Raw genomic sequence first — 25,649 nt, forward strand, 5'->3', positions numbered from 1 at the left:
ACAGGCAAAGAGGTAGCTTGCCGGCACAGAGGACGGGCTTGAGTCGGCGAAAATCCGGCTCCCAACCGTCCCATCGATGGGGAGGTTGCTATTCGCAGAAAGCGCAGCACGCTGGCCGATGTCGCCAGCCTGGCGGGTGTCAGCGCCGTGACGGTCTCGCGGGCGCTGCGGCGTCCCGACATGGTCTCGGCCAAGCTCCATGACCGCATCCAGGCGGCCGTGCGGGAACTGGCCTATGTGCCGGACGTGGCGGCAAGCCGGCTTGCTTCCAACCGCACGCATACGATCGGCGTCATCGTCTCCTCGCTCACCAACGGCGTCTTTGCCGACTACATCAATGCGCTCCACGACAATCTGCTGCCGGCGGGCTACCAGGTCCTCATTCTTTCGACGCGCTATTCGGAGGGCGAGGAGGAAAAGGCCATTGCCACCCTGCTCGGCCAGCATCCGGAAGCGATCATCATCGTCGGTGTCGACCAATCCGAACATGCGCGCCGGCTGCTGGAGCATTCCGGCGTGCCGGTCATCCAGACCTTCCAATTGGCCGACGATCCGATCGACATCAATCTCGGCCTCGACCAGCAGCAGGCGGCGTTCGAGGCGACGAAGACCCTGCTCGATCTCGGCCATCGCAAGGTCGGCGTCATCGCCTCGCGCCTCGATGCGCGCGCCCGGGCGCGTCTCGACGGCTACAGCCGCGCCATGCGCGAAGCCGGGCTCTATGACGAAAAATGGCTGGCGACGACGCCGCAGCAGACCTGCGTCAAGGCCGGTGGCGACTTGCTGGCCCGGCTGATCGACAGCGGCAACCGGCCGGAAGCGGTCTTCTGCTGCGACGATCTGCTGGCGCTGGGTGTGCTCTTTGAATGCCAGCGCCGGCATATCAAGGTGCCGGACGAGATGTCGATCATCGGCTTCAACAATCTGGAATTCGCCGCCTGCGCCGAACCGCCCCTCGCCACCGTGACGACGCCGCGTTACGAAATGGGCAAGATGGCGGCCGAGATCGTACGCAAGATCATCGAGTCCGGCGAGCGCCCGGCCGACAACCGCATCGACGTCGGCTACAAGCTGGAACTGCGCGGCAGCGTGAAGCGGCCGCAATAGGCCGCGTCAGAACCCCACCGTCAGATTGACGTTGGCGAATTTCGTGTCGCCGTCCTGGCCCTCGAATTCTTCCGTTCGATAGGTGAAGCCGGCATCGAGCTTGATCGCATTCGACCAGAACAAGGCCACGCCGCCGGTGAGATCGCCGACGAAATGCTCCTTGTCGACGCTGCGGCTCTCGCGCCAGCTGTTGCCGTCGAGAAAAATGTTCCGTGCCACGGCGCGGCCCTGCGCACCCACATAGACATAGAAGCCGAACGGGTCCTCGAGATAATCGGCATTGAAATAGCTGGTGCCGCTGAGTGAGGGGCGGATGCGGTTGGGGCCGTAGTCGGCTTCGAGATTGCGCCCGAAGCGCAGCATGCTGCCAAGCTCGCCATAGGTCATGACATTGCCCAGCGTCACCCCCGCTTCCGGAATGGCATCGACGGCGAAGCCGCCGACCAGCGGCTGGAAGAAGCGGTATTTGCGTTCATAGGTCAGCAGGATGCCGGGCTCGTTGTGCAGCTGCCGGTCCCAGCCATTGGCCGTGTCGACGCCGATGAACTGATGCCAGTCGTTCTGCGTCGGGCGCCCCTGCGCCGCGGGACCCACGATGCCGACCAGCAATTCGAGATTGTCGAGCCGGCGCTTGTCGGTGTCCTGCACGAAACTGAGGCCGCCATAGGTCCAGCCGGCATAGGGCCGGTCGTCCGGGTCCGGGTCCTCGGCGCCGGTATCGTCCGGCGTGAAGATGCTCTGCCCGAAGATGATTTGATAGCGCCGCGACACCTGCGCGCCCGACCCGAACAGCCCGATCGCGGCAAGGCCGTCGAACGGCCCCACCCAAATGCTCTCGGATTCCACGTCCGGTCCCAGATAGGCGAACTCGAAGCCTTGCGTGTAATAGCGGTCGGTCGGGAAGACGATCGAATCGTTTTCTTCCGTCAGGGTGATGCGGCCGGCATCGTCCGCCAGAACGGGGCAAGCGGCGACGATGGGGGCGAGCATGGCCAAGGAACGCAGCGAACGGCGAAGGATCTGGGGCATTGCTTCCGGGACTGATCGTGTGTGGATGGGTCGTGTGTGGATGGGTCGTGTGTGGATCGGGTCGTGTGTGGATCGGGTCGTGTGTGGATCGGGTCGTGTGTGGATCGGGTCGTGTGTGGATCGGGTCGAGGCCTTAACCGCAACGGCACCCGAAAGTTCCGCTGCGGCCGTCAGCGTCTTGTCAGCTCACCGCGAATGACCGGCAAAGGCAATTCACATCAATGTGTTGTCGCTGCCTCATGAGGCGATTGCACCAGGGGCGCCGCATGGCCCTTCCGTGCAAAACGCCGCACCACCACATAGAAGGCCGGCGTGAAGATAAGGCCGAAGAAGGTGACGCCGATCATGCCATAGAAGACGGCCGTGCCCAGCGATTGCCGCATTTCGGCGCCGGCCCCCTTGGCCAGCACCAGCGGCAGCACGCCCAGGATGAAGGCGAAGGAGGTCATGAGAATCGGGCGCAGGCGCGACTGCGCCGCATCGGTGGCGGCGGCGAAGCGATCCGATCCCTCCTCTTCCGCCTGCTTGGCGAATTCGACGATCAGGATGGCGTTCTTGGCGGCAAGGCCGATGAGCACGACGAAGCCGACCTGCGCCAGGATATTGACCTCGATATGCCGGAACAGGAGTCCGCTCACCGCCGCCAGCAGGCACATCGGCACGATGAGCACGACCGAGAGCGGCAGCGACCAGCTTTCATATTGCGCGGCCAGCACCAGGAAGACGAACACCACCGCCGCCCCGAACACCAGCAGGCCGGTATTGCCGGCCAGTTTCTGCTGATAGGCAAGCTCGGTCCACTCAAAGCCGAAACCGTCGGGCAGAGTCTCGGCGGCAATCTTCTCCATCATGTCGAGGCCGAAGCTGGCCGAATAGCCGGGCTGGGTGTTGCCCTGGACTTCCACCGCCGGATAGAGGTTGTAGCGCGGCACGCGATAGGGGCCGGTCACGTCGCTGAAGGATGCGACCGATCCCAACGGCACCATGTCGCCGGCCATGTTGCGCGTCTTCAGATTGGCGATGTCGTGAAGGCTCTGCCGGAACGCGCCGTCGGCCTGGGCGGTGACGCGGTAGGTGCGGCCCAGATAATTGAACTCGTTGACGAAGCTGGACCCGACATAGACTTCGAGCGTCTTGAACACCTGGTCGGCCGAAACACCCAGCATCTCGGCCTTCGCCCGGTCGATATCGGCATAGACCTTCGGCGTCTTGGTGTTGAACAGCGAGAACACACCCATCAGGCCCGGCGTCTGGTTGGCGGCGCCGATGATGCTGTGCATGGCTTCTTCCAGCGCATGCAGGCCGCGTCCGCGCCGGTCCTGCAGCATCATCTTGAAGCCGCCGGCATTGCCGATGCCGCGCACCGGCGGCGGGGCGATGACGATGATGAAGGCTCCCTGCACCGCGCCCAGATTCTTCTGCAGCTTCTGCGTCATCACATCTGCGCTGAGACCCAGCTTCGCCCGCTCCGGAAACGGCTTCATCGGCACGAAGATGGCGGCGGCATTGGGCGCGTTGGTGAAGGTGGCGCCGTCGAAGCCGGCAAACTGCACGGCATGGGCCACACCTTCCGTCCCTTGGATGATCTTGGCCGCCTGCCGCACCACCGCATCGGTCCGCTCCAGCGACGAGCCCGGCGGCAATTGCAGCACGGTGATGAGATAACCCTGGTCCTGCTGCGGAATGAAGCCGGTGGGTGCGCGGTTGAACTGCCAGCCGGTCAAGGCGATGAGGCCGGCATAGACCACCAGCATCAGGATGGAGAGCCGCACCAGCCGGCGCGTGACATTGCCATAGCCGCCCGACAACGCGTCGAAGACCTTGTTGAAGCCCGCGAAGAACCCGCGCACCCCGCGCGTGAGGATGTTGCCGCGCGGCGGATTATGGTCATGCGCCTTGAAGAGGACGGCGCACAAGGCCGGGCTCAAGGTCAGCGAGACGAAGCAGGAAATGACGGTGGCCGCCGTGATGGTGACCGCGAACTGGCGGAAGAACTGGCCGGAAATGCCGGTGATGAAGGCCGCCGGCACGAAGACGGCGGTCAGCACCAGCGCGATGGCGATGAGCGCGCCGCCGACCTCGTCCATCGTGCGCTTGGTGGCGTCCCGGGGGGACAGCCCGGCGCGCAGGTTGCGCTCGACATTCTCCACCACCACGATGGCATCGTCGACCACGATACCCACCGCCAGCACCAGCCCGAACAGCGACAGATTGTTGAGCGAATAGCCGAGGGCTGCCAGCACGCTGAAGGTGCCGATCAGCGAGACAGGAATGGCGAGGATGGGAATGAGCGAGGCGCGCCAGCTCTGCAGGAACAGGATCACCACGAAGACCACGAGAATGACGGCTTCGTAGATGGTCTTGATCACCTCATGAACCGATTCGGCGATGAATTCAGTGGGGTTGTAGACGATGCTGTGCTTCAGGCCCGTGGGGAAGCTCCTGGCGAGGTCTTCCATCGTCTTCAGCACGGTTTCCGCCGTCGCCAGCGCGTTCGAGCCGGGCCGCTGGAAGATGAGCAGCGCCACCGCCTGACGATCATCGAGATAGGAGTTGGTGCTGTAATCCTGAGCGCCGATCTCGACGCGGCCCAGGTCCCGCACGCGGGTGATGGCACCGTTGGGTTCCGACTTCACCACGATATTGCCGAACTGCCGCGCATCGACGAGGCGGCCCAGCGTTTCGATATTGAGTTGGAAGGCACCGGGTGTCGGCACCGGCGGCTGATTCAAGGCGCCGGCCGCCACCTGCACGTTCTGCGCCTGCAGCGCCGCCACCACTTCGCTGGCCGTGAGGTTGCGTGCCGCGATCTTTTCCGGGTCGAGCCAGACGCGCATCGAATAGTCGCGGGCGCCGAAGATGCGCACATCGCCCACACCGTCGAGGCGCGCCAGCACGTCCTTGATCTGCAGGGTGGCATAGTTCGACATATAGAGCTGGTCGCGCGACTCATCCGGCGAGGTGAGATGGATCACCATCATCAGGTCCGGCGAGTTCTTGCGCACGGTGACGCCGATGCGCCGCACTTCCTCGGGGAGACGCGGTTCCGCCGCCGAGACGCGGTTCTGCACCAGCACCTGCGCGATATCGAGATTGGTGCCGAGCTTGAAGGTCGCCGTCACCACCAGATTGCCGTCGCCGGTCGCCTGTGAGGTGAGATAGAGCATGTTCTCGACGCCGTTCACCTCCTGCTCCAGCGGCGTCGCCACCGTGTTGCTGACCACTTCGGCCGAGGCGCCGGGGTAACTCGCGCGGATCTCGATGGTGGGCGGCGCGATCTCTGGGTATTGCGCGACCGGCAGCGTGAAATAGGCTGCAGCCCCCACCAGGGTCACGAAAACCGAGAGCACCGTCGCGAAGATCGGCCGGTCGATGAAGAAATGCGAGAAGCGCATGGGTTCCGCGCTCCTCTAGTTTTCTGGCTTTGCTTCGATCTTGCCGGGACTCGGCGCCACCTTGGCCCCGGGGCGCGCCCGCAACAGCCCGTCGATGATGATCTGGTCATCGCCGGTGAGTCCTTCGCGGATGACGCGCAAGCCCTCGATCAGCGGACCGGGGCGCACCACGCGCGGCTCCACCACACCGTCATCCTTCACCACCATGACGATCTTCTGCGATTGGTCGGAAAGGATGGCGCTGTCGGGAATGAGCACCGCGTCATAAGGATCCGACCCCGGGATGCGCACGCGGCCGAACTGGCCCGGCGTGATCAGCAGCTTCGGGTTGGGGAAGACGGCGCGGGCGCGGATGGTGCCCGTGGTGCGGTCCACCTGGTTGTTGACGAAATCCATCCGCCCTTCCAGCGACCATTCCTTTTCATCCGAGAGATGGCCGAAGACCTTGAGCTTTTCGTCGCGGGCCGAGGTCAGCTTGCCCGACGCCGCCGCGCGCTGATAGGCGAGGAAGTCGGCCTCGCTCACATCGAAGCTGAAATGGATGGGATCGAGCGAGACGATCGAGGCAAGCGGCATCGCCCCGCCGCCATCGCCGCCGGTGATGAGGTTGCCGACACTCACCTGGTGGTTGCCGATGCGCCCGGACATCGGCGCCGTGACGCGCGTGAAGCTCAGATTGAGTTTCGCCGACGCGATCGCCGCCTGGGCAACCTCGGCATCGGCCGAGGCGGACAGCATCTCCTGCTGGCGCTCGTCGAAAGTGCTCTGCGAGACGAAATCGCTCTTCTTCAGCTTGTCGGCACGTGCCAATTGCTGCTTGGCAAGATCGACCCGCGCCTTGGCCGAATTGAGCGCCGCCTGCGCCGAGGTGAGCGTGATCTCGAAAGGACGCGGGTCGATGACGAACAGCAGATCGCCTTCCTTCACCATCTGCCCGTCGGTGAAATGGATCGATTCAAGATAGCCGCTGACGCGGGCGCGGATCTCGACCTCGTCCACCGCCTCGAACTGCCCGGTGAATTCGTCCCACTCGATGATTTCCTTGACCAGGGGCTTAGCCGTGGTCACCGGCGGTGGCGCGGCCGACGCCGCTGCGGCCGTCTGCACCGCAGCACCCTGATAGTGCTGGAAATACCAATAGCCACCGCCGAAGACGATGGCGCCGATGATCAATGTGCTGACGACCCAGCGCGGATTGCGCGGCTGATGATGCGGCAGCGGCGGTAATGTCTGCGGCGCCGCGTTCGGGCTTGGCGCGTTCGCTGGTTCCGACATGAGTCCCCCATATCGCCATCTATGAGGAACATCATCTCAGCCAAGCGGCGACACAGTCAATGCAATGCGGCGAACAGACCGTTATGGTCCGACCATCACCACAAATTAAATACGGCTTCTCTGATGCTCAGATGCCGCCGATGAAGTCCGGCTTGGTCAGGGCGACACCCTTGTGGCGCAGGATGTCATAGGCGGTGGTGAGGTGAAAATAGAAGTTCGGCAGCGCGAAGTTCAGCAGATAGTCATCACCCTTGAAGCTCACCTCGCGGCCGCGCAGCTTCAGCGTCACCTTGCGTGACTCAGCGCCCGCCAGCTGCGCCTCCGTGAGACCTTTGAGGAACGCCACCGTCTTGTCGATACGGGTGCAGAGTTCGGCGAAAGTCGTTTCCGTGTCGGGAAAGCTCGGCGGCTCGAGGCCGGCAAGGCGCGCGCCGCAGCCTTTGGCGCTATCGGAAGCGACCTGCACCTGGCGCGCCAGAGCGTACATGTCGGGTGCCAGCGACGCCTGAATGAGCTCGGCCGGATCGATGTTCTTCTCAGTGGCGAAGGCCTCGCCCTTGGCAAGGATCCCTGAGAGATTGGCAAGGCCCCGCAGCAGCACGGGGATGGAGGCGCGATGGATCGAGAACGTCATGATGAAACCTCGTCAGCAGCAAAATGGGAGAGGCAGGATTGGAGGATCGGGCCAGAATTTTGCAGGATCGTGAATGGGCAAACTGGCCCGGAACATTATACTTCGCGGACTACACTTCCAAGACCACGCGCCCGAGATGGGGGAAAGCCTCCATATGCCGGTGCGCCTCGATGAAATCGGCAAAGGCGAATTTGCGGTCGATGATCGGCCACAGCTGGCCCCGCGCCGTCATCTGATTGATCTCTGAAAGGGCCGCCGTCACGGCGGGCCAGTTCGGCTTGATGCCGAGTTCGGCATGGCCGGTGAAATCCAGCAGCGAGAAGCGATGGAACTGCAGATGCTTGCGAAACGCCGCCCAGGCGGGAAAGGCGGCCTCGTTGCCGCCGTCGAGTCCATAGAGAATGAGCTTGCCGCAAGGGGCGGCGACATCACCCAGCAGCGCCATCTTGTTGCCGCCGCAACCGTCGACCACGACCTCGACGCCCTTGGTATGGGTGTAAGCGCCAACCGCGAGGCTGAGGTCCTGCTCCTCGGTCAGCACCACCTTGTCGGCGCCGAGCTTCAGCAGCATGTCATGCGGCTCGGCGCTGCGCGTGGCGGCGACGACATGGGCGCCCAGCGCCTTGGCCATCTGCACCATCGCGCCACCGATGCAGCGCCCGGCTTCGGTCACCAGCACCGTCTGCCCGGATTTCAGGCCGGCAAGGTTGGCCAGCGCGAAATAGGCGCTGAGCTGGGGCGTGTAATGGACCGCGGCCTCGGCGGCCGTGAAATTGTTGCTGGCGGGATAGATCGTCACCGCCTCGCGCGGCATCAGCACATGATCGCCATAGGCCGGATAACGGTTGGGCGTGTGTGCCTTGAAGCTCGCGACCCTGGCACCTATCTCGAGATCCTGGACCCCCTCGCCCACCGCCTCGACCACGCCCGCCACTTCCGAACCGATGCCCGCCGGCAGCTTGGCCTGCTCGGCCGCCAGATTCTGACGCCACAGGACGTCTTCCCAGCTGACCCCGATCGCCTCAGACCGGATAAGGATTTCTCCCGCCGCCGGCCTGGGCGTCGGCACCTCTTCCAGTTTCAGCACATCGGCTTCCCCGAAACGGTGGAAGCGGATCATTCGGGACATGGTCGACCTCGGTAAGGGGCGCTTTCGGCGCCCAAGCTTTTCAGAACCAGACTATGACGCAGTTCATATCTAATGATGAGAGAGAGCCACAACTATTCACCCCGGTCGATAGTGCTCATGCCCGATTCTGATAAGAATATTGGCATATGCCTCCACACCGGTCATTATTTCGCATTGCAAACACTGGCTATTTCATGAACCGGAACGATCTCAGGCGCATCGATTTCAACCTGCTGGTGGTCTTTGAGACCCTGATGCATGAGCGCAGCGTCACCAAGACCGCGGAAAAGCTGTTCCTGGGTCAGCCCGCGATCAGCGCCGCGCTGGTGCGCCTGCGCACCCTGTTCAATGACGAGCTTTTCGTGCGCACCGGCCGCTCCATGGAGCCGACCGCCCGCGCCATCGAGATCTTCGCCATGCTGACCCCGGCGCTCGATTCCATTTCGACGGCGCTCAGCGCCTCGCAGGAGTTCGATCCGGCCACCGCCACCAACACCTTCCGCATCGGTCTTTCGGACGATGTGGAATTCAGCCTGCTGCCGCTGCTTCTGCGCCGCATCCGGACCGAGGCGCCGGGCATCGTGCTGGTGGTGCGGCGGGTCAATTACCTGCTGGCGCCCGGCATGCTCTCCTCCGGCGAGATTTCGGTGGCGGTCAGCTTCCTCGACGAATTGCCGGCCAATGCCAAGAAAAAGACCGTGCGCCGCATCCGCGCCAAAATGCTGCGCGCCGACGCCACGCCCGGCAAGCTCACCCTGGATGAATATTGCGCGCGGCCCCATGCCATCGTCTCTTTCGCCGGTGACCTCAATGGCTATGTGGACAATGAGCTCGCCAAGATCGGCCGCTCGCGCAAGGTCGTTCTCGCCGTCCCGCAATTCAACGGCTTGGGCAGCCTGCTCGCCGGCACCGATATCCTTACGACGGTTCCGGATTACACCGCCGATTATCTTGCCGCGACCGGCGGCCTGCGCATCGAGGAGCATCCGCTGAGCCTGCCGCCGGGCTCGCTCTCGATGGCCTGGCGCGGTGCCCAAGACAATGATCCGGCGGAGAAATGGCTGCGCTCGCGCATCAGCATGTTCGTGGGCGATGAGGAATCATCAAACTGACATGATGGTTTTCTTATCCCATCCCCGATCACATCACTCCCGTCGATAATCATCTTCACCCCGTTCTATTCGTACCGCGCGCCCGACCTGCGCACATTGCCCCGATATTGGAATCAATTCGTCGGAGCCGGGTATGAATTTCCCATCGAAGCTTGTGTACATTGCTGCTGGCCTCACCGTGCTTGTGATGCTGAACGCCTGCGAAAAGCCGCAGGCGGCCGTGCAGGAACGCCCGCTCACCAAGGTCAGCGTCGCCGAGGTCATCCAGCACCCGGTGAATGAATGGGACGAAGTGACCGGCCGCCTTGAGGCGCCGGAATCCGTCGTCATCCGCGCCCGCGTCTCCGGCTATATCGACAGGATCGCCTTTGAAGAAGGCGCCTTGGTGAAGAAGGGCGACCTCCTGGTGCAGATCGACCCGCGCCCCTTCGCGGCCGAGGTGAAGCGGCTTGAAGCGCAGGTGGTGCGCGCCCGCGCCAGCTATGAACGCGCGCAGAATGAAGCCAAGCGCGGCGAGGCCTTGCGTGCCGGCAAGGTGATCGGCAGCGAAGAAGCCGACGCCCGCAACAGCACCGCCGCCGAAGCCAAGGCCGCCGTCGCCGCCACGCAGGCGCAGCTCGACATCGCCAAGCTCAATCTGAGCTTCACCGAAGTGCGCTCGCCCATCGACGGCCGCGTCAGCCGCGCCGAACTGACCGTGGGCAACCTCGTGCAGGCCGATGAAAGCCGCCTCACCAGCGTCGTCTCGACCGACAAGGTCTATGCCTATTTCGACATCGACGAGAGCGTCTATCTCAAATACGAAGCGCTCACCCGCCAGGGCGATATCGCCGCGGCCGCACCGGTCTTCCTTGGCCTCTCCAACGAGGAAGGCCTGCCGCATGAAGGCCGCATGGACTTCCTCGACAATCAGGTCAATCCGAAGACGGGCACCATGCGCGGCCGCGCCGTGTTCGACAATGCGGACGGCACCTATACGCCGGGCCTCTATGTGCGCCTGAAGCTGGTGGGCAGCGCCAATTACATGGCGAGCCTCATCGACGATGCGGCCATCGGCACCGATCTCGGCAAGAAATTCGTGCTGGTGCTGGATAAGGACAACAAGGTCGCCTATCGCAGCATCGAATTGGGCCCGAAGCTCGAAGGCCTGCGCATCGTCCGCAGCGGTCTTGAGGCCGGCGAGAAGATCGTCGTCAACGGGCTGCAGCGCGTCCGTCCCGGCATGCCGGTCGACCCGCAACCGGTACCGATGGCTGACGACAAGACCCTGTCCAGCTTCGGCACCGCCGCAGGAACCGGCGCCGGCACCGAACAGCTTGCCGCCAAGCCCGCCGAAGCGCCTGCCGCGAACTGAGGATCGCTCCCATGAACTTCTCGCAATTCTTCATCCAGCGGCCGATCTTCGCGGCAGTGCTGTCGCTGATCATCCTCATCGGCGGCTTCATCTCGCTCTTTCAGCTGCCGATCAGCGAATATCCGGAAGTGGTGCCGCCCACGGTCGTGGTGCGCGCCAACTTCCCAGGCGCCAACCCGAAGGTGATCGGCGAAACCGTCGCCGCACCGCTCGAACAGGCGATCAACGGCGTCGAGAACATGCTCTATATGTCTTCGCAATCGACCGCCGATGGCAAGATGACGCTCACGGTCACGCTGGCACTCGGAACCGATCTCGACGTGGCCCAGGTCCAGGTGCAGAACCGCGTCACCCGCACGCTCCCCAAGCTGCCTGAGGAAGTGCAGCGCATCGGCATCACCGTCGACAAGGCTTCGCCCGACCTCACCATGGTCGTGCACCTGACCTCGCCGGACAAACGCTACGACATGCTCTATCTCTCCAACTACGCCCTTCTCAATGTGAAGGACGAGCTGGCGCGCCTCGACGGCGTCGGCGACGTGCAGCTGTTCGGCCTTGGTGACTATTCGCTCCGCGTCTGGCTCGACCCCAACAAGGTGGCAACGCGCGGCCTCACCGCCAGCGACGTGGTGCGCGCCATCCGCGAACAGAACCGCCAGGTGGCGGCCGGCGCTCTGGGTGCCCCGCCCTCGCCCGGCGAAAACGCCTTCCAGCTGTCCATCAACACCCAAGGCCGCCTCGTCACCGAGGAGGAGTTCGAGAACGTCATCATCCATGTCGGCGACAATGGCGAGATCACAAGGCTGCGCGACATCGCGCGCATCGAGCTGGGCTCCAGCCAATATGCGCTCCGCTCGCTGCTCAACAACCAGCCCGCCGTCGCCATTCCGATCTTCCAGCGACCGGGCTCCAACGCCATCGCCATTTCGGATCTGGTGCGCGAGAAGATGGCCGAGCTGAAGACGAAATTCCCCGAAGGCGTCGATTATTCGATCGTCTACGACCCCACCGTCTTCGTGCGCGGCTCGATCGAAGCCGTCGTCCACACGCTCCTCGAAGCCATCGCCCTCGTGGTGCTGGTGGTGGTCCTCTTCCTGCAGACCTGGCGCGCCTCGATCATTCCGCTGGTGGCCGTGCCGGTCTCGTTGATCGGCACCTTCGCGGTGATGCATTTCTTCGGCTTCTCATTGAACGCCCTGTCGCTTTTCGGCCTGGTGCTGGCGATCGGCATCGTGGTCGATGACGCCATCGTCGTCGTGGAGAATGTCGAGCGCAACATCGAGCTCGGCCTCAAGCCCGTCGACGCCACCAAGCGCGCCATGCGCGAGGTGACGGGGCCGATCGTCGCCACCGCCCTGGTGCTTTGTGCTGTCTTCGTGCCGACGGCCTTCATCTCCGGCTTGACCGGCCAGTTCTACCGGCAGTTCGCGCTCACCATCGCCATCTCGACGGTGATCTCGGCCTTCAATTCACTCACTCTTTCACCCGCCTTGGCTGCCTATCTCCTGAAGGGCCATGGCGAGAAGAAGGACGGCTTCTCGCGCCTCCTCGATTTCATCTTCGGGCGCTGGCTGTTCAAGCCCTTCAACCGCTTCTTCGAGAAGGCAAGCCACGGCTATGTCGGCACCGTGCGGCGCGTGCTGCGGGGGTCGGCCGTCGCCCTCTTCGTCTATGTGGGCCTGGTGGCCCTGGGCTGGACCGGCTTTGCCAACACCCCGACCGGCTTCGTGCCGCAGCAGGACAAGCAATATCTGGTGGCGTTTGCCCAGTTGCCCGATGCGGCAACACTCGACCGCACCGAAGCGGTGATCAAGAAGATGTCCGACATCGCCATGCAGAACCCGGCGGTGGAAAACACAGTCTCGTTCCCCGGCCTTTCCATCAACGGCTTCACCAACAGCCCCAACAGCGGCATCGTCTTCGTGCCCTTGAAGCCTTTCGAGGAGCGCCGGGATCCCAGCCAATCGGCGGGCGCGGTGGCCGGTGCCTTGAACGCACAATATGCCGGCATTCAAGACGCCTTCATCGCCATCTTCCCGCCGCCCCCGGTTCAGGGCCTGGGCACGATCGGCGGCTTCCGCCTGCAGATCGAGGACCGCGCGCAGCTGGGTTACGAGGAGCTTTACAAGGAAACGCAGAACATCCTCGCCAAGGCGCAACAGGTGCCGGAATTGGCCGGCGTCTTCTCCAGCTATCAGATCAACGTGCCGCAGGTCGATGCCGATATCGACCGCGAGAAGGCAAAGACGCATGGTGTCGCGATCAACGACATTTTCGATTCGCTGCAGGTCTATCTCGGCTCGCTCTATGTCAACGACTTCAACCGCTTCGGCCGTACCTTCCAGGTCAATGTCCAGGCCGACCAGCAATACCGGCTGGAATCCGGCCAGATCGGCCAGTTGAAGGTGCGCAACGATCAGGGTGAAATGGTGCCGCTCTCGACCTTCGTGAAGGTCAAGGACAGCGCCGGTCCCGACCGCGTCATGCATTATAACGGCTTCGCCACCGCCGAGATCAACGGCGCACCCGCCCCCGGCTATTCATCCGGCCAGGCGCAGGCAGCGATCGAGAAGCTGCTGGCACAGGAACTGCCCAACGGCATGACCTATGAATGGACGGAACTGACCTATCAGCAGATCCTCGCCGGCAATACCGCCCTCTTCGTCTTCCCGCTCTGCGTGCTCCTCGCCTTCCTGGTGCTGGCCGCGCAGTATGAAAGCTGGGGCCTGCCGCTGGCGGTCATCCTGATCGTGCCGATGACGCTGCTCTCGGCGATCACCGGCGTCATCCTGTCGGGCGGCGACAACAACATCTTCACCCAGATCGGCCTCATCGTGCTGGTGGGCCTGGCGTGCAAGAACGCCATCCTCATCGTCGAGTTCGCCAAGGACAAGCAGCAGGAAGGCATGGACCGGATCGCTGCCGTGCTCGAAGCCTGCCGCCTGCGCCTCCGGCCCATCCTGATGACGTCGATCGCGTTCATCATGGGTGTGGTACCGCTGGTGCTCTCGACCGGTGCCGGCGCCGAGATGCGCCATGCCATGGGTGTGGCGGTCTTCTCCGGCATGCTCGGCGTCACCTTCTTCGGCCTGCTGCTGACCCCGGTCTTCTATTCGCTGATCAAGAAGATCGGCGAGGGGCGGCATCGGCCGGCGGCCGTGACGCACCAGCCGGCGGAGTAAATAAGGCCCCTCACCTCAACCCCTCTCCCGCCCGAAGGCGAATGCCGACATCGTCGCCGGGCGGGGCGAGGGGGTAAGCGATGATTGCTTCCGTCTTCTCTCGTCTCTGAACTCTCTCCCATCCCCATCAGGAATCGCTCGGGCAGCAAGCGGCCGTTTCGTCTCGGCCGCGACGTGGGCGGCTGCCTGCCGTCCCAGGAGGGGAACCCGGTCACCGCATCGGGTCCAGCGGGGGCCGGCATATCCATCTGCGGCCCGAGGGGAGCGTCCTGTGACCCGGGACTCGCGGGGGATCGCTCATCCAGCCGATCCGGGAGGCCGGTTGCAGCCACCGGCCCAGGCTGCCCCCGGTGGAAGGGGGGCTAAATGGTCGGCCTGCGCCCCGACCGGGGCTTGCGCCGAAGACAACCGAGCGATTCCGGATGGGCACCGGAGGGAGTGTGCGCACCAGTGTATTAGTATCAAATTCCTAGACACTTGTCAAGAACAAAAAGGAAACGATGCCGTCGAGGCAGAAGCCCGACTAGCCCAGAAGTTGTTGAGTGGTCGCTTCGTCGGTGATGAGACCGAATTGAGAGATCAAGTGAGGGCCTATTCCTGGCAGCTCGCGCTGCGCACGGTAGCCTTGCCGATGGAAGGTTCAAACCAGCGGAAGGAACGCCCGGCCTAGCGCTTCAGCATCCATTCATGCTGGGGGTCGTTCTTGAAGCACCAGCGGCGCTCGGGCCCCGCCATGACATTGAGGTAATAGAGGTCGTAGCCGTGCGGGGCACCCACGGGGTGATAGCCTTCGGGCACCATCACCAGATCGCCATCCTCCACCGCCATGGTCTGGTCGATGCTGCGGTCATCGGTATAGACGCGCTGGAAGGCGAAGCCTTGGGCCGGATTGAGGCGGTGATAATAGGTCTCCTCCAGCTTGGTCTCATGCGGCGCCGCGGAGGTGTCGTGCTTGTGCGGCGGATAGGACGACCAATTGCCGCCGGGCGTCACCACTTCGACCACCAGCAGGCTGTCGGCCGGCGCGGTCTCGGGCAGGATGTTATAGACGTGGCGGACATTGCTGCCTTTGCCGCGTTCCTCATAGCCCACATCCTTGGGCGTGATGAGCCTGACCGGCGTGTCGCGATGCGTGCCGGGAGCCGAGCAGATGGCAAGCTCCACATCGCCGATCGCGGTGACGCGGCAAGCCGTGCCGGCCGGGGCATAGACCGCGTAGGGCGCCTTGCCCTCGAAGGGCGAGGCGCGGTCGCCGATATTGGGAAAGCTCTCCGCGCCAGCCGTCACATCGGCGCGGCCGGCGACGAGGACGAGGCAATGCTCGCGCCCGTCGGCCGGCACGTCGAGGACCTGCTTGTTCTTGAGGCGGTAGAGATCGAAGCCGACATGGCCCCAATGCGCGCTCTCCGGGGTCACGTGATGGACCCGGCCGTTTGCGTCCGGCGCCTTCGCCTTCACCAGCAGATCGCGCGCTTGGCTTGCCATGACTTTCCCTTTCGCCTATTCGCTGACGCGCAGCTTGGCAGCCTTGGCGGTGGCACGCAAATAGGCGTTGCCGAGCTCGGCATAGATCTTCGGATTGGCAACGCGCGGGTCCTGCTCCGCCTCCTGCACCAGCCAGCCCTTGTAGCCGGCCTTGGAGAGGATGCCGAACACCTTGGCGTAGTCGACAATACCGTCCCCGGGCGCGGTGAAGAGGCCGCACAGCACCGCTTCGGAGAAGCTGGTATCGCGCCTGCGGCAGGCTTCCAGCGCATAGCGACGCACATCCTTGCAATGGACGTGCTTGATGCGGGCGGCATGTTTCCTGGCAACCGCGACCGGATCGCCGCCGGCCACAGTCATGTGGCCGGTATCGAGCAGAAGGCCCACAGCGGAGCCGGTGTTTTCCATCAGCCGGTCGACATCCTGCTGGCTTTCGATCGGTGTGCCCATGTGATGATGCACGGCCATCTGCACGCCCTGGCCCAGCATATAATCAGCCACCTCGGTCATGCGTTGGCCGAGCAGCTTCCACTGTGCGGCACTGCTGACCTTGGGACGCTGGGAGAAACCGGCGCCGACATTGAGCACGATGTCGCCGGTCGTTTCGGCAAAGACCATGACCTTGGCGCCGCAGCCTTTCATCAGCGCCAGGTGATCGGCCATGGCGGCGATCTCGGCCCTTGCGTCGCGCTCCAGCAGGCGCGCCGAATACCAGCCGGACACCAAGGTGAGATCGTGGCGATCAAGCAGGCTTTTCAGTTTCTTGGGCTGCTTGGGATATTTGCGCCCCAGTTCCACGCCGCTGAAGCCAGCCGCGCGCGCTTCCGAAAGAAGCGTGTTCAAGGGGATGAGATCGCCCAGCCAAGCCATGCAATCGTTGGTCCAGCCGATGGGGTTGATGCCGAGTTTGACGCTCATGATCCGTTTTCCGTTTTGTGTTGATTGAGTAGATTCTAGTCGCGGCCGGCGAGGGCCTTGTCGTAGCCCGCGCGCGCCTTCGTTACCTCGGCGCGGGTGGAGACCTGCGGCACCGGCACATCCCACCACGCACCGCCATCGGCAGTGGAGTTCAGGGGATCGGTGTCGATGACGATGACGCTGGTGCGGTCCTGGGTCTTGGCGCGCGCAAGGGCCGCTTCGAGCTCGGCGATGCTGGTGACCTTTTCGGCGAGCGCGCCCATCGCGCGGGCATGGGCGGCGAAGTCGATCTTGACGTCGCGGACGCGCTTCACGTCCTCGAAGAGGTTGTTGAAGGGCTTGCCGCCGCAGGCCTGCTGCAGGCGATTGATGCAGCCGAAGCCGCTGTTGTCGGTAACGATGATGTCGAGCTTGGCGCCCATCATGACGGAGGAGACGATCTCCGAATTCATCATGAGATAGGAGCCGTCGCCGACAAACACGATCACGCGGCGGTCGGGATGCGCCAGCTTGATGCCGAGGCCGCCGGCGATCTCGTAGCCCATGCAGGAATAGCCGTATTCAAGATGGTAGCCTTCGGGCCGGTGCGCCCGCCACAGCTTGTGCAGCTCGCCCGGCATGCCGCCGGCGGCATTGATCATGATGTCTTGCGCGTCGGCGGAGCGGTTGACGGCGCCCAGCACCTGCGCATCCGAGGGGAGCGCGTTGCCGGGATTCGCCGCAGCAGACGTGCGCGCCTCGACGATCTTGTTCCAGGCGGCTGCCCCCGCCAGCGCGCGCTGGCCCCAGGCGGCGGGGCTGCGCCAGCCCTTGAGGGCGGCACCCAAGGCTTCGATACCGACCTTGGCATCGGCCACCAGCGGCTGCGCGTTCTGCTTTACCGCATCAAAAGCTGCCGTATTGAGCTGGATGAGCCTGGCGCCCCACAGCGCATGGGAGCCGGTCGTGAAATCCTGCAGCCTGGTGCCCACGGCGAGGATGCAATCGGCTTCGCGCGCCAGATCGTTGGCGGCCGTGGTGCCGGTGACGCCGATGCCGCCCATCTGCAGCTGGTGGTCCCAAGGGAGAACGCCCTTTCCCGCCTGCGTTTCGGCAATGGGAAGATCATGCGCTTCGGCAAAGGCGCGAAGGGCAGCGCCGGCCTCGCTGTATTTGACGCCGCCACCCGCAATGATGAGCGGCGCCTTGGCCGCGCGCAGCAGGTCGACGGCGCGCGCGAGCTCGGTGGCATCGGGTGCCGGCCGGCGCCAGTGATGGAGCTTCGGTGCGAAGAAATCGACCGGATAATCGGTGGCCTCGGTCTGCACGTCCTGGGGCAGGCACAGCACCACAGGGCCACAATCGACCGGGTCTGTCAGCACGCGCATCGCCTGGGGGAGCGAGCTCAGCAATTGTTCGGGGCGCGTGATGCGGTCCCAATAGCGCGAAACCGGCTTGAAGCAATCATTGGCCGAGAGGGTCGCATCGCCGAAGCTTTCGATCTGCTGCAGCACCGGGTCCGGCCGGCGGTTGGCGAAGATGTCGCCGGGCAGGAGGAGGAGCGGCAGGCGGTTGACATGGGCGACGGCGGCGGCCGTCAGCATGTTGGTAGCACCCGGTCCCACCGACGTCGTACAGCCTAGGATGCGGCGGCGGTTCTGCGCCTTGGCAAAGGCGATGGCGGCATGGGCCATGGATTGTTCGTTCTGGGCGCGGTAGGTCGGGAAATCGTCGGCTGCCGCCGCCAATGCCTCGCCGAGCCCCGCCACATTGCCATGGCCGAAGATGGCGAACATGCCGGCAAGGATGGGTTGACGCTTCCCATCGATCTCAACCTCCTGCGCGCGCAGGTAACGCAGCAGGGCCTGGGCCATGGTCAAACGGATGGTCTTCATGATCGCTTGCTTCCTGTTTCTTCACGCCACGGCGCTGTGGCGACCGCGCGCCTGGCGCCAGACATCGATGAGCCGACGATAGCGCGCCGCCACTTCCGCGACGAAGGCCGCATCGTCCGTCCGATTCTGCAGCCAGCTTTCCGCCGGCTGCGAGAAGACCGAGCGACCGATGGCAAAGCCCCGGCAGATCGGCTGCGCCGCTGCGGCCGTCAGCGTCCTCACCAGATCCGGTTCCGGCGCATCCAATCCCAGCAGCAGCACGCCGCGGCAATCCGGATCGCGCGACCGCACGACCTCGGTGATGGCCGTCCAGCCGGCCTGATCGTCGGGGGAGCTGAGCTTCCACCAATCGGGCTTCAACCCCAGATCATAATATCGCCGGATCATGGCGGCGACCATGGCGCCGTCGCCGGGCCGCGTCTTGTCGGGGATGATTTCCAGCAGCAGTTCATGGCCGGTCTGCCGGCAGGCCTCGAAGAGGGCCAGCAGCCGGTCTTCCTGCGGCGCGGCGATATCGGGACCATCGGCGGGCTTCTGGTAGACGAGGCATTTCACCGTGTGTTCGACCGGCCATTCGCGCAGCACATTGCCGATGTCGCGCCCACCTTCGAAGACCAGGGGGATCTGTTCAGGCAACTCTACCGGCCGCGCGATCCAATGGCCGCGTCCCGTGGCGGCGGCCAGTACGTCGCTGCCGAAGCGGTCGTCGAGAATGATGCCGAAGGCTGGATCGTCGCCGAAGGCCTTGGCCGCGGCTTCATAGATCAGGCGCTTCAGGACCGGGATGCGGGCCGGCGCGGCACCTGTCTGCGCGGCGAGGCGTTCCAGCTGCACGCGGTGATCGAAGGCCAAGGCGCAGATCTCCGGCCAGGCCCGGCGGCGCGTCGTCGACCAGTGCAGGTCATTGAGGACCACATCCTTGCGCAAGGCGTGCTGCGCGCTGCCATGGTCGAGGAAGTGCTTCAGTTCGCGCCAGGTGGGGCTCGCCGGCGCGCAGCCATGGCGCGAGACGACCAGGGCGCCGCAGGCATTGGCCATGCGCATCGATGCCGGCAGCGTTTCGCCACCCAGCAACCCGCGCAACAGGCCGCTCATGAAGCCGTCGCCCGCCCCCAGCACGTTATAGACTTCAACGGGAAAGCCGGTATCCACAAGCGCAGCGTCGATCGTTGTCGGGATCGCGTCCGGATAGGCGACGCAGCCCAGGGGCCCGCGCTTCATGACGATGAGAGCTTTGGTTCTGGCGCGGATATTGCGCAGGGCGGTCAGCGTATCGGTCGAGGCGCCGGCGATATGCACCTCTTCCTCGGTACCCACCACGATTTCGCAAGCCGGCAGGATCGCCAGCAGATGCTGGCTGACCGCCGCGTTGTCGACGAAGCGGATGTCGCCCGTGCCGTGGCCGCCGATGCCCCAGAGCACAGGGCGGTAATCGATGTCGAGGATGGTGACGGCGCCGTTCCGGCGCGCAAGATCCATGGCGCGCTTACTGGCGGCGGCGAGGTTGGGTTTGGAGAGATGCGTGCCGGTGACCAGGACGGCCCGCGCCTCATTGATGAAGGCAGGGTCGATATCGGCCGCCTCCAGCGCCATGTCGGCGCAGTTTTCACGGTAGAAGATGAGCGGGAAATGTTCCTTGTCGCGGATACCGAGGATGACGAGTGCCGTCAGGCGCGCCGGATCGGTCGCGACACCGCGCGTATCGACCCCTTCCGCCGCCAGCTGTTCGCGGATGAAGCGGCCCATATGTTCGTCGCCGACGCGCGTGATGACGGCGGCACGCAGCCCCAAACGCGAGGCGCCCACGGCGATGTTGGTGGGGCAGCCGCCGATATATTTGGCAAAGGACGCCATGTCCTCGAGCCGCCCGCCGGCCTGCTGGCCGTAGAGGTCGACCGAGGAGCGGCCGATGCTGATGACATCGAGCTTGCGGGCGTCTTTGGGGGGGAAATTCATGCGGCGCTCGCCGCCTTCAACTCGGCTTCGAGATCGACCAGTTCCTTGCCGCCCGCCATCATCTCAAGCACCGCGTCGCGCGTGACATCCGCCTTCCTGAACGTGCCGATGGAACGGCCGCGATTGAGAATGGTGAATTCGTCCGCCACCGGATAGGCGTGATGGACATTGTGAGTGATGAAGATGACGGCAAGCCCCCGCGCCCGGGCGCGCACGATGATGCGCAGCACGACCGAGGCCTGATGGACACCCAAGGCCGAGGTGGGCTCGTCGAGGATGAGGACACGGGCACCGAAATGGACAGCGCGGGCGATGGCGAGGCATTGCCGCTCGCCGCCCGAAAGGGTGCCCACCGCCTGCGTCGGATCACGCACATCGATGCCGAGATTTGCCATCTCGTCGCGCGTGGTGCGGCACATGAGGTCCCAATCCATGCGCCGGAAGGGGCCCCGCCCCAGGACCGGCTCGCGGCCCATGAAGAAATTGCGGGCGATGCTCATCAGCGGCACGGTCGCCAGATCCTGGAACACGGTGGCGATGCCGAGATCAAGGGCGGCGCGGGGCGAATCGAATTCGATCGGCTGCCCGTCGACGAGGATCTGGCCTTCGCTGGGCCTGTGGACACCGGACAAGGTCTTGATGAGGGTCGACTTGCCGGCGCCGTTGTCACCCAGCAGGCACAGCACCTCCCCCGCCTTGGCGGCGATGGAGACATCGCGGAGGGCAATCACGGTGCCGAAATATTTGCTGACATTTTGCAGGGCAAGAACGGGTGTTGCTTCACTCATGACGGCACCTCAGCGCGAGCCCGTCGCGCGTTTGCGGACGTAATTGTTGAAGAGGACGGCCACCAGCACCATGATGCCGAGGAAGACCTTGAACCAGTCGGTATCGACGCCGGTATAGAAGATGCCCATCTGCACGGTGCCGAAGATGAGGCCGCCGAAGGAGGCGCCAACCGCCGAACCATAGCCACCGGTGAGCAAGGTGCCGCCGATCACGACCGCGATGATCGCCTCGAATTCCTTCTGCGTGCCGCGGAGCGTATCGGCGGAACCTGAATCCAGCACCTGGATCGCGGCGAAAAGCGTCGCCGTCATCGCCATGGCCATGAAAAGCAGGATTTTGACGCGCGCCACCGGCACACCGACGTTGCGCGCCGCCACCGGATCGCCGCCGGTCGCGAAGATCCAATTGCCGAAACGCGTGCGCAGGAGAATCCAGGTCGCGAGCGCTGTCAGCAGCACCCACCAGACGACCGAGATCGGCAGGCCGGTCGCCAGTGGCTGCCCATCGGGCCGCGCGGCGATCCAGCCCATGCGCGCCATCCATTGGAAGAAACCTTGCAGCACGTCGCCCGAAAAGAACGGCCCCAGGGGATCGTGCGCCACCAGGTCGTTGAGGCCGGAAACCTGGGTGCGGTTGGTGATGGCGCGGGTGAGCGCCAAGGTGAGGCCGCGCAGGACGAAGAAACCGGCCAGGGTCACGATGAAGGATGGCAGCCCGGTGCGCACCACGATGTAGCCGTTGATGAAGCCGATGCCGGCGGCGACGACGAAGGCCAGGATGATGCAGGCCCAGAGTGGCCAGCCCCAGACCATCGAGGGGATGGCGATGGTCATGCTGGCAAAGGCGATCATGGAGCCGACGGAAAGGTCGAACTCGCCGCCGATCATCAGCAGCGCCGCCACGGCGGCGAGGATGCCGAGCTGGGCCGACACTTCGAGGAAGTTGACCATGCCCTTGGCGCTGAACATGCCGGAATCGCCGGCCACCGCGAGAAAGAACAGGAAGACCAGCACCGTGCCGGCGATGGAGCCGAGTTCCGGCCGCATCATGATCTGGCGCCAGAGCGGCACCTTGCGCAGCCGCTCATCCTTGGAAACGGGCTTGGCCGGCGGGGCCGAATCGGCTGTTCCCGAAGAAATCGGTATCGCCGGCGCGGCCGAGGCGTCCTGTTGATCCATCGTCACTTGCTCCCCTGCACGTCGCTTGGTTTCATCAAGCGCGTTACGTTCGGCACCACTTGATTTGCGGCGGCCATTTCTATTTACTGGCCATGATGGAACAAAATTTCTAAATTTCAACAAAAATCGTGCTTCGTGTTTTGCGGGGCATTGCGGGGCATTGCGGGAGGATCCATTTCCATGACTCGTTTGCGTATCGGTGTTTTCGGGGCCGGCATGGTGGCCCAGGTCGAGCATGTGCCGAATCTGCTGCATCTGCGCGAGCGCTTTGAACTGGTGGCGGTGGCCGATCCGTCGGCCAAGGCACGCGGCTTCATGGAGAGCCGATTCGGCTTGGCAAGCGACCCGTCGCTGGACGCATTGCTCGGCCGCGAGCTCGACGCGCTGCTCATCGCGGCACCCGATTTCTGCCATGTGGCCGCGGTCGAGAAAGCGCTCGGTGCCGGGCTCCATGTGCTGGCGGAAAAGCCGCTTTGCTACAACCCGGCCGATGCCGATCGCCTCGCCCAGGCCCAGATGAAGGCCGGCAAGATCGTGCAGGTCGCCTATATGAAGCGCTTCGATGCAAGCTATGTGGCAGCACTCGGCCTCATCGAGGGATTAGGACAGCGCCTGCGCTATATCGCGGTCGAAAAGACCGAGCCGGATGCCATCTACCAGATGGGACATCATCACTATCGCCCCAGCGACGACGTGACGCCGGAGATGATCGCGCAAGGCCGCGCCGAAACGCAGGCCCAGGTCAAGGCCGCCTTGGGCCGCGAGATCGGCGGCGCCGTCTTCCGCGGCTATACCGGCGCCTTCTGTTCAAGCCTGGTGCATGACGTCAATCTGGTGCATGGCTTCCTGGAGCATCTGGGCCTTGATGACGTCAAGGCGGTGGCAGCACAGGTTTTTGCCGAAGCGGAAGGCGCCAGCGCCACGATGCGCATTGGTGGTGACCAGGCGCTGTGGCAGATGACGCATCTCAACGTGCCGCATCTGGCCGAATACCGCGAGCGCGTGGCGCTGCATTTCGACGACCGCATCGTCGAACTCATCTTCCCGGCGCCCTATCTCAATCACCAGCCGACGCGCCTCATCGTGCAGCGCTCGAACGGGCAGCGTTATGAAAGCGCCGAGATCCGCGATGGCTTTGCCGAGCCATATCTTGCGGAACTGGAAGGGTTTCACGCCGCGATCGTCGACGGGGCGCCGGTCCGCACGGGCATCAACCATGCCCGCAAGGATATGGCGCTTATCGCTTCGATCGGGCGGCTGGCTGCCGCTTGAGGGCGGCCGCTTCGAGGCGGTGGCCCAGCGCCAGCACCAGCGCCACGGCCAGGCAGGTGGTGGCGGTGAGAGAGCGGATGCCCTTGATCTGCGCCTCCTCCACCTCGAAGCGGATGTCGGCCAGTGACACCAGCGGGCTCAATCCCTTGTCGGTGATGGCGATGATCTTGGCACCTTGCGCCTTGGCCTGCGCCACGACCGATAGCGTCTCCGGCGCGTAAGGGGTAAAGCTCACGGCAATCAGCGCATCGTCGCCCGAGAGCAGGCGCGCCTGTTCGCCGCTCATGCCGCCGATGCTGTCGAGCAGCACGGCGCGCTGGCCGAGATGGGAGAGCGCGTAGGAAAGATAGGCCGCCACCGGGAAGGACCGGCGCTGCGCCGTGACGCCGATGATGCGGGCACCGGCCAGCATCTCGGCCACGCGCTCGAGATCGGCTGCGGGCACGTCGCGGCTCATGCGATCGAGCGAGGCGGAATCGGCCGCGATCAGTTGTTCCAGGACGCCGTTGGGCGAGTTCGCCGTGGCGCCGTCGGATTCGGCAGCACGGATGCGCTCGCCATAGCTCACCACCCGGTCGATGAGGCGCGAGCGGAACACCTGCTGCATGTCGGAAAAGCCGTCGAAGCCGAAGAGCTTGGCAAAGCGGATGAGGCTGGAGGGCTGCACCTTCGCCTTGTCGGCGATGTTGGCGACCGTTTCCAGGGCGACGAAATCCGGCTGCTCCATGGTGAATTCGGCAATCTGCAGCAGGCGCTTTGGCAATTGGTCATGCCGCTCGGCGATTTCCTGCTTCAGCGATTCGTAAGAGCGTTCCACGCATGTCTCCTGGCATTGGCGCCCGCTAAGTGCCGCGTGTGGGTGTCGAAATCAAGTGGCTGGAACCCGCAACCGCCAACCACCGGAATGAATACTCAAAAGCCCTGTTGATAATGGAACAAAATTTCTGTATCGTCCAGCCAACAGAATAAGTTTTCGCAATGCGGCAGAAAGACCGGCGCGGAACTTAAGGCGGATTTGGCATTCTGGGAGGGAGCCGTATCGGTCATGCCAGCACAGCAGGCAGCGGTGAAACAAGTCGTCATCCATGAGGATGACCTTGGCATGTGCCACGGCGCCAATGCGGCGTTCCTGGACCTCGCGCAGCGCGGCGTGTGCACATCGGGTTCCGTCATGGTGCCCTGCCCCTGGTTCCTGGAAATCGCCGCGATGCAGGCCGAGCATCCGAGCCTCGATATCGGCGTGCATCTGACGCTCAACGCGGAAAAGTCCTTCTATCGCTGGCGGCCCCTGACGCGGCCCGGCCGTGCCGCCGGCCTTACCGACCAGGACGGCTATGCCTGGAGGACGGTGGGTGAACTGCGTCGTCATGCGCAGCTTGAGGCGGTCGAGGCGGAATTGCGGGCCCAGATCGACGCTGCCCTCAGCGCCGGCATCGACGTCACCCATGTCGACAGCCATATGGGCGCGCTGCTCTGCCCCGAATTCGTCGAGCTCTATGCCCGCGTGGCCCTCGATTACGCCCTGCCGGTGCTGCTGACGCGCACTTATGCCGATTACGATCCGCGCCACAATCTGGGCGATCTCAGCGATGCGGCACCGCTCGGCCGGGCGGCCGCCAAGGTCGAAGCTGCGGGCGTAACGCTCGCCGACCAAGTGCTGGAAACGCCGTGGACGCGGCAGGGTCCGCCCCAGGCCGCCTATCACGCCTTGATGGCGCGCATGAAACCCGGCCTCAATTTCCTGGCGCTGCATTTCAATGCACCGGGCGAGATCGAGGCGATCGAACCGAAGGCCGCGCATATCCGCACCGAGGAATTCGCCTTGTTCCAGGATACGGGTTTCACCGGCCCGCTGCTGGCGGATTGCCAGATCCTGGGTATGCGCGGCTTTCGCGACGCGCTCCGCGCCGCCCATGCCAAACAGACCGCGACACGACACTAGTTCCAAGAAGAAGAAGCC

18 protein-coding genes are annotated in these 25,649 nt (G+C 64.2%); 6 read left to right on the forward strand and 12 right to left on the reverse strand.

From position 1 onward, the window contains the following. Positions 1 to 111: 111 nt before the first annotated feature. On the forward strand, positions 112 to 1,107 hold the full coding sequence (locus tag ACE3OA_RS06765) for a LacI family DNA-binding transcriptional regulator (RefSeq protein WP_374310890.1): 996 nt from the start codon (positions 112 to 114) through the stop codon (positions 1,105 to 1,107). A 6-nt stretch (positions 1,108 to 1,113) separates the two neighbouring features. On the opposite strand, the gene ACE3OA_RS06770 is transcribed toward ACE3OA_RS06765, so the two are convergent. The 5 genes from ACE3OA_RS06770 to ACE3OA_RS06790 all read right to left on the reverse strand — a co-directional run bounded on the left by ACE3OA_RS06770 (position 1,114) and on the right by ACE3OA_RS06790 (position 8,569). Next, the gene (locus tag ACE3OA_RS06770) at positions 1,114 to 2,136 is read right to left on the reverse strand and encodes a lipid A deacylase LpxR family protein (protein WP_374309282.1); all 1,023 of its coding nucleotides are present in this window, start codon (positions 2,134 to 2,136) and stop codon (positions 1,114 to 1,116) included. A gap of 218 nt (positions 2,137 to 2,354) precedes the next feature. Continuing rightward, on the reverse strand, positions 2,355 to 5,531 hold the full coding sequence (locus ACE3OA_RS06775) for an efflux RND transporter permease subunit (RefSeq protein WP_374309285.1): 3,177 nt from the start codon (positions 5,529 to 5,531) through the stop codon (positions 2,355 to 2,357). A gap of 15 nt (positions 5,532 to 5,546) precedes the next feature. Next, entirely contained in the window at positions 5,547 to 6,806 is a 1,260-nt protein-coding gene (locus ACE3OA_RS06780) for an efflux RND transporter periplasmic adaptor subunit (RefSeq protein ID WP_374309287.1), read from the reverse strand. A gap of 127 nt (positions 6,807 to 6,933) precedes the next feature. Next, positions 6,934 to 7,440 (reverse strand): DUF1993 family protein, encoded by a 507-nt coding sequence (locus tag ACE3OA_RS06785; RefSeq protein WP_374309289.1) that lies wholly within the window; start codon positions 7,438 to 7,440, stop codon positions 6,934 to 6,936. Positions 7,441 to 7,549: 109 nt separating this feature from the next. Beyond that, positions 7,550 to 8,569: a zinc-dependent alcohol dehydrogenase family protein gene (locus ACE3OA_RS06790; RefSeq protein ID WP_374309291.1), complete on the reverse strand. Its 1,020-nt coding sequence runs from the start codon at positions 8,567 to 8,569 to the stop codon at positions 7,550 to 7,552. A 194-nt stretch (positions 8,570 to 8,763) separates the two neighbouring features. On the opposite strand from ACE3OA_RS06790, the gene ACE3OA_RS06795 reads away from it, so the two are divergent. From ACE3OA_RS06795 to ACE3OA_RS06805, 3 genes are all read left to right on the forward strand, one after another. Next, positions 8,764 to 9,681: a LysR substrate-binding domain-containing protein gene (locus ACE3OA_RS06795; RefSeq protein WP_374309293.1), complete on the forward strand. Its 918-nt coding sequence runs from the start codon at positions 8,764 to 8,766 to the stop codon at positions 9,679 to 9,681. A 133-nt stretch (positions 9,682 to 9,814) separates the two neighbouring features. Next, positions 9,815 to 11,035 (forward strand): efflux RND transporter periplasmic adaptor subunit, encoded by a 1,221-nt coding sequence (locus tag ACE3OA_RS06800; RefSeq protein WP_374309295.1) that lies wholly within the window; start codon positions 9,815 to 9,817, stop codon positions 11,033 to 11,035. Positions 11,036 to 11,046: 11 nt separating this feature from the next. Then, on the forward strand, positions 11,047 to 14,217 hold the full coding sequence (locus ACE3OA_RS06805) for an efflux RND transporter permease subunit (protein WP_374309297.1): 3,171 nt from the start codon (positions 11,047 to 11,049) through the stop codon (positions 14,215 to 14,217). 666 nt (positions 14,218 to 14,883) lie between these two features. Here the strand turns inward: ACE3OA_RS06805 and iolB are convergent. From iolB to ACE3OA_RS06835, 6 genes are read right to left on the reverse strand one after another with little or no spacing between them, the layout of a single operon-like run. After that, positions 14,884 to 15,702, reverse strand: coding sequence for a 5-deoxy-glucuronate isomerase (iolB, locus tag ACE3OA_RS06810; RefSeq protein WP_374309299.1), 819 nt, complete (start codon positions 15,700 to 15,702; stop codon positions 14,884 to 14,886). 15 nt (positions 15,703 to 15,717) lie between these two features. Then, positions 15,718 to 16,620, reverse strand: coding sequence for a myo-inosose-2 dehydratase (gene iolE, locus ACE3OA_RS06815; protein WP_374309301.1), 903 nt, complete (start codon positions 16,618 to 16,620; stop codon positions 15,718 to 15,720). A 35-nt stretch (positions 16,621 to 16,655) separates the two neighbouring features. Next, positions 16,656 to 18,494 carry a 3D-(3,5/4)-trihydroxycyclohexane-1,2-dione acylhydrolase (decyclizing) gene (iolD, locus tag ACE3OA_RS06820; protein ID WP_374309303.1) on the reverse strand — a complete coding sequence of 613 codons (1,839 nt, stop codon included), beginning with the start codon at positions 18,492 to 18,494 and terminating at the stop codon, positions 16,656 to 16,658. A 21-nt stretch (positions 18,495 to 18,515) separates the two neighbouring features. Next, entirely contained in the window at positions 18,516 to 20,450 is a 1,935-nt protein-coding gene (gene iolC, locus ACE3OA_RS06825) for a 5-dehydro-2-deoxygluconokinase (RefSeq protein WP_374309305.1), read from the reverse strand. Continuing rightward, positions 20,447 to 21,238 carry an ATP-binding cassette domain-containing protein gene (locus tag ACE3OA_RS06830; protein WP_374309307.1) on the reverse strand — a complete coding sequence of 264 codons (792 nt, stop codon included), beginning with the start codon at positions 21,236 to 21,238 and terminating at the stop codon, positions 20,447 to 20,449. The genes iolC and ACE3OA_RS06830 overlap by 4 nt, the downstream gene beginning before the upstream one ends. Positions 21,239 to 21,247: 9 nt before the next feature. Beyond that, complete coding sequence (locus ACE3OA_RS06835) at positions 21,248 to 22,417, reverse strand: ABC transporter permease (RefSeq protein WP_374309309.1); 1,170 nt, start codon at positions 22,415 to 22,417, stop codon at positions 21,248 to 21,250. Positions 22,418 to 22,597: 180 nt separating this feature from the next. On the opposite strand from ACE3OA_RS06835, the gene ACE3OA_RS06840 reads away from it, so the two are divergent. Beyond that, positions 22,598 to 23,689, forward strand: coding sequence for a Gfo/Idh/MocA family protein (locus ACE3OA_RS06840; RefSeq protein WP_374309311.1), 1,092 nt, complete (start codon positions 22,598 to 22,600; stop codon positions 23,687 to 23,689). Here the strand turns inward: ACE3OA_RS06840 and ACE3OA_RS06845 are convergent. Then, positions 23,655 to 24,506, reverse strand: a complete 852-nt coding sequence (locus ACE3OA_RS06845) for a MurR/RpiR family transcriptional regulator (protein ID WP_374309313.1) — start codon at positions 24,504 to 24,506, stop codon at positions 23,655 to 23,657. The two genes, ACE3OA_RS06840 and ACE3OA_RS06845, sit on opposite strands and share 35 nt — an antisense overlap. 228 nt (positions 24,507 to 24,734) lie before the next feature. Between ACE3OA_RS06845 and ACE3OA_RS06850 the strand changes: the two genes are divergently transcribed. Continuing rightward, positions 24,735 to 25,631, forward strand: coding sequence for a polysaccharide deacetylase family protein (locus tag ACE3OA_RS06850; RefSeq protein WP_374309315.1), 897 nt, complete (start codon positions 24,735 to 24,737; stop codon positions 25,629 to 25,631). Positions 25,632 to 25,649 lie beyond the last annotated feature (18 nt).

The sequence above is a fragment of the Dongia sp. genome (assembly GCF_041906375.1).
Classification (GTDB): Bacteria; Pseudomonadota; Alphaproteobacteria; order Dongiales; family Dongiaceae; genus Dongia.

Bases quoted from the DNA above. Each gene is read 5' to 3' on its own strand.
- ACE3OA_RS06770 (WP_374309282.1), bottom strand. From the start codon at position 2,136: ATGCCCCAGATCCTTCGCCGTTCGCTGCGTTCCTTGGCCATGCTCGCC.
- ACE3OA_RS06775 (WP_374309285.1), bottom strand. From the start codon at position 5,531: ATGCGCTTCTCGCATTTCTTCATCGACCGGCCGATCTTCGCGACGGTG.
- ACE3OA_RS06780 (WP_374309287.1), bottom strand. From the start codon at position 6,806: ATGTCGGAACCAGCGAACGCGCCAAGCCCGAACGCGGCGCCGCAGACA.
- ACE3OA_RS06785 (WP_374309289.1), bottom strand. From the start codon at position 7,440: ATGACGTTCTCGATCCATCGCGCCTCCATCCCCGTGCTGCTGCGGGGC.
- ACE3OA_RS06790 (WP_374309291.1), bottom strand. From the start codon at position 8,569: ATGTCCCGAATGATCCGCTTCCACCGTTTCGGGGAAGCCGATGTGCTG.
- ACE3OA_RS06795 (WP_374309293.1), top strand. From the start codon at position 8,764: ATGAACCGGAACGATCTCAGGCGCATCGATTTCAACCTGCTGGTGGTC.
- ACE3OA_RS06800 (WP_374309295.1), top strand. From the start codon at position 9,815: ATGAATTTCCCATCGAAGCTTGTGTACATTGCTGCTGGCCTCACCGTG.
- ACE3OA_RS06805 (WP_374309297.1), top strand. From the start codon at position 11,047: ATGAACTTCTCGCAATTCTTCATCCAGCGGCCGATCTTCGCGGCAGTG.
- iolB (WP_374309299.1), bottom strand. From the start codon at position 15,702: ATGGCAAGCCAAGCGCGCGATCTGCTGGTGAAGGCGAAGGCGCCGGAC.
- iolE (WP_374309301.1), bottom strand. From the start codon at position 16,620: ATGAGCGTCAAACTCGGCATCAACCCCATCGGCTGGACCAACGATTGC.
- iolD (WP_374309303.1), bottom strand. From the start codon at position 18,494: ATGAAGACCATCCGTTTGACCATGGCCCAGGCCCTGCTGCGTTACCTG.
- iolC (WP_374309305.1), bottom strand. From the start codon at position 20,450: ATGAATTTCCCCCCCAAAGACGCCCGCAAGCTCGATGTCATCAGCATC.
- ACE3OA_RS06830 (WP_374309307.1), bottom strand. From the start codon at position 21,238: ATGAGTGAAGCAACACCCGTTCTTGCCCTGCAAAATGTCAGCAAATAT.
- ACE3OA_RS06835 (WP_374309309.1), bottom strand. From the start codon at position 22,417: ATGGATCAACAGGACGCCTCGGCCGCGCCGGCGATACCGATTTCTTCG.
- ACE3OA_RS06840 (WP_374309311.1), top strand. From the start codon at position 22,598: ATGACTCGTTTGCGTATCGGTGTTTTCGGGGCCGGCATGGTGGCCCAG.
- ACE3OA_RS06850 (WP_374309315.1), top strand. From the start codon at position 24,735: ATGCCAGCACAGCAGGCAGCGGTGAAACAAGTCGTCATCCATGAGGAT.